The organism is Rhodoplanes roseus, from assembly GCF_003258865.1.
GTDB classification, from domain to species: domain Bacteria; phylum Pseudomonadota; class Alphaproteobacteria; order Rhizobiales; family Xanthobacteraceae; genus Rhodoplanes; species Rhodoplanes roseus.
The window spans coordinates 8,534-11,710 of sequence record NZ_NPEX01000189.1 but is presented as its reverse complement, the minus strand read 5'-3'; the positions used below and the strand labels follow the sequence as shown (position 1 = coordinate 11,710).

Sequence of the window (3,177 nt, the reverse complement as noted above, 5' to 3'; positions counted from 1 at the left end):
TGGACGGCGCGGAAAGACGACATTCGATCGAACCGTGATGGTCGGGCGGTATCACCGCCCGCCCCGACGCGACTCAGATGACGTGGACCTTGGTCCCGATCTTCACCCGCTCGTAGAGGTCCATGACGTCCTCGTTGCGCATGCGGATGCAGCCCGAGGACACCTGGGTGCCGATGGTCCACGGCTCGTTGGAGCCGTGGATGCGGTAGAGGGTCGAGCCGAGATAGAGGGCGCGGGCGCCCAGCGGGTTCTGCGGGCCGCCGGCCATGAAGCTCGGCAGGCCGGGCTGGCGCTGCAGCATCTCGTCCGGCGGACGCCAGTCCGGCCATTCCTTCTTGGCGCTCACCGTGTGGGTTCCGGCCCAGGTGAAGCCGGGCCGGCCGACGCCGACGCCGTAGCGCATCGCGCGGCCGTTCCCCTCGACGAGGTAGAGATAGAAGTTGCGGGTATCGACCACGATGGTGCCGGCCGGCTCGTCGCCCGGATAGGACACCACCTGCGGCCGGAAGCGCGGATCGACAGCGGTCCGGCTGAACTCGCTCGGATCGACGCCGGCGTAGCGCCCGCCGCTGAACTGCTCCTGCTCGGTCTGGCCCTGATAGCGCGGCCGAGCCGCCGCCGATTCACCGCCGCCGAAGATCGCCTCGATGAAGCCGCCGCCGAGGCCGGCGCGGGGCTGAACGGCCCGCGATTCTGTCTGGGGCACCACATAGGTCCGTCCGGAGCCCCCGTAAGGGCCCGACACGTAGGTCTGAGCGGTCGCCAGCGATCCGGACAACGCGGTCGCGGCCAAGGCGCAAAGGAGAACGCGATACATGACGGGGCTCTGCACTCGTTACGACGTTAGTTGGTTGGACACCAAGCCTTGGTGCATTTCGAGTAAAAACCCGAAGTGGCAACCAAGTCGTAAAAGCGAGCCCGCCCGGATTTACTGTAACGGCACGATCAGGACAATTCGAACGACTATGGTGTGCGAACTGTAAACACGGGGAATTCATAGTTAACGCCGCGTTGACGTACGATTCATGGTTTACGGGAGGTTAACGGCACAGGGGGGCCGGATTCGCCGTTCGACGCAGCGTCCGGGGCACGCCCGTGAACCCGTCGTTAAAGAATGCTCCGGTACAACGATAAAGAACACGTCGAATTGCGAAGCCTCCATGCAAACGCGCAAGATCTTCCGCATCGAGCAGGTCCGACCGGTCGAGGAAATCTCCTCGGGTCTCACCGGCATCGAGCCCGACGCCGTGTTTCCGGCATCCGCCAACGATGCGGACGCGGCGCTGCGCCACCTGGAGGTCATCACCGAGATCCGCGGCGTGCGCGCCCTGATCGAGGGCCGGGCCACCGAGGCCCAGCACACGCTCGAGAAGTTCCAGGCGCAGTTCAACGAGTTCCACAAGCTCAAGGCGGAGCTCGACGTGATCAGCGACGCCATCACGGAGACCAAGCGCGAGCTCGCCACCATTCACGTCTCCGGCTTCAACGGCCAGGAGATGTCGCGGGTGGCGAACGAGCTCGACGCCGTGGTGGACGACACCGAGCGCGCCACCCAGGCGATCCTCGGCGCCGTCGAGGACATCGACACGCGGGCCGACAAGCTCGCCGCCTCGGTGACCGAGGCGGCCGACCAGGCGACCGCCCGCGAGATCCAGGACTGCGTCATCCGGATCTTCGAGTCGTGCAACTTCCAGGATCTCACCGGCCAGCGCATCAGCAAGGTCGTGTCGGCCCTCAAGTTCATCGAGGACCACATCCGCCGGATGGAGGAGATCTGGGGCGGCATCGAATCCTTCGGCGAGTACGTCCCCGAGGTGAAGGGGCCCGAGATGACCGAGGAGGAGAAGCTCCTCAACGGGCCGAAGCTCCAGGGCGACGAAGGCCACGTGTCGCAGAACGACATCGACGCGCTGTTCGACTGAGCCCCGACGGGCTCCCCCTCATCCCGGTTTCCGGATCGCCAGGAAGCAGCCGAGCGACACCGCCGCGAAGGCCGCCGCGAGCGCCAGTGCGGCCGTGTCGGACGCCCGTTCCACCGTCAGCGCGAGCACCAGCGGCGCCGCCGCCTGCATGGCGAGCCACGGCGCCGCCAGCCGGCCGACCACCGCGCCGAAGCCGTGCGGCCCGAACAGCGCCAGCGGCAGGGTGCCGCGCGCGATGGTGACGAGGCCGTTGCAGGCGCCGAACATCACGTAGAACGCGGCCGCCGCCGCGACCGACACGCCGGCCGAGCCGAGCAACGCGAAGGCCGCGACCATCAGGGCGATGGCGAAACGCGCCAGATGCAGCGGATGCTCGCGTGACCCGAAGGCGAACTCGGTGACCCGCGCCAACACCTGGCAGGGCCCGAACAGCATGCCGATCGTCACCGCGGTCGCGGCGTCGATGCCGCCCCGCTGCAGCATCGCGATCAGATGCGCCGAGAGCGCCGACGGCACGAAGGCGTAGGCGGCGAAGCCCGCCATCACCAGCAGGAACGTTTTTCCGTGAGGCGGCACCACCGCGGCGGGTGCGGCCGCGCCGGGCGGCGGGGCGGGTGGCGGATCGGCCGGCTTGCGCGGCAGCGCGAAGGCGTGCAGCGGCGCCGCGACGAGGGCGAGCAGCGCCGCATAGACGAGGCAGCAGCCTTGCCAGCCGAGCCCGTCGCACAGCGCCCGGGTGGCCGGCCAGCTCACGGTCGATGCGAGCCCGCCGACGAAGGTGAGCAGCGTGATCGGCCGCCGCGCCGCCGCACCGAACAGCCGCCCGAGCGTGGCGAAGGCCGGGTCGTAGAGCGAGGCCGCCATGGCGACGCCGATCACCACCCAGGCGCCCAGATAGGCGGCCGGGTGGGTCGCGACGGCGAGCAAGACGAGGCCGAGCGCACCGCTGAGCGAGCCGGCCGTCATGGCGACATGGCCGCCGCGGCGGTCGATCAGCCGGCCGACCAGCGGCGCGACCAGTCCGGCGGCGAGCAGCGCCGCCGAGAATCCGCCCATGGTGAAGGACAGCGACCAGCCGCGCTCGGCGGCGATCAGCGGGACGGTCAGGACGGGCGGATAGAACAGCGCCCCCCAGGCGAGCACCTGGGTGACCCCGAGGACCGGCAGCGCGCGCCAGGGGCCCCGGAGAAGTGCTCCCGCCTCGATGGCGCGCATGTTCGGCATCGCTCGCCCCCCAACCCGCGGGCCGGCGCCC

The 3,177-nt window shown here is 69.4% G+C and carries 3 protein-coding genes; 1 reads left to right on the top strand and 2 read right to left on the bottom strand.

Annotated elements, in window-relative coordinates; genetic code table 11:
* Nucleotides 1-73: 73 nt before the first annotated feature.
* Nucleotides 74-817, bottom strand: a complete 744-nt coding sequence (locus CH341_RS21810; protein ID WP_111421087.1) for a L,D-transpeptidase — start codon at nt 815-817, stop codon at nt 74-76.
* A gap of 343 nt (nt 818-1,160) precedes the next feature.
* Here CH341_RS21810 and CH341_RS21805 point away from each other — a divergent pair, with 343 nt between their 5' ends.
* Entirely contained in the window at nt 1,161-1,922 is a 762-nt protein-coding gene (locus CH341_RS21805) for a chemotaxis protein (RefSeq protein ID WP_111421086.1), read from the top strand.
* Between the two features lie 18 nt (nt 1,923-1,940).
* Here CH341_RS21805 and CH341_RS21800 read toward each other — a convergent pair whose 3' ends face one another.
* Complete coding sequence (locus tag CH341_RS21800; protein ID WP_111421088.1) at nt 1,941-3,137, bottom strand: MFS transporter; 1,197 nt, start codon at nt 3,135-3,137, stop codon at nt 1,941-1,943.
* Nucleotides 3,138-3,177 lie beyond the last annotated feature (40 nt).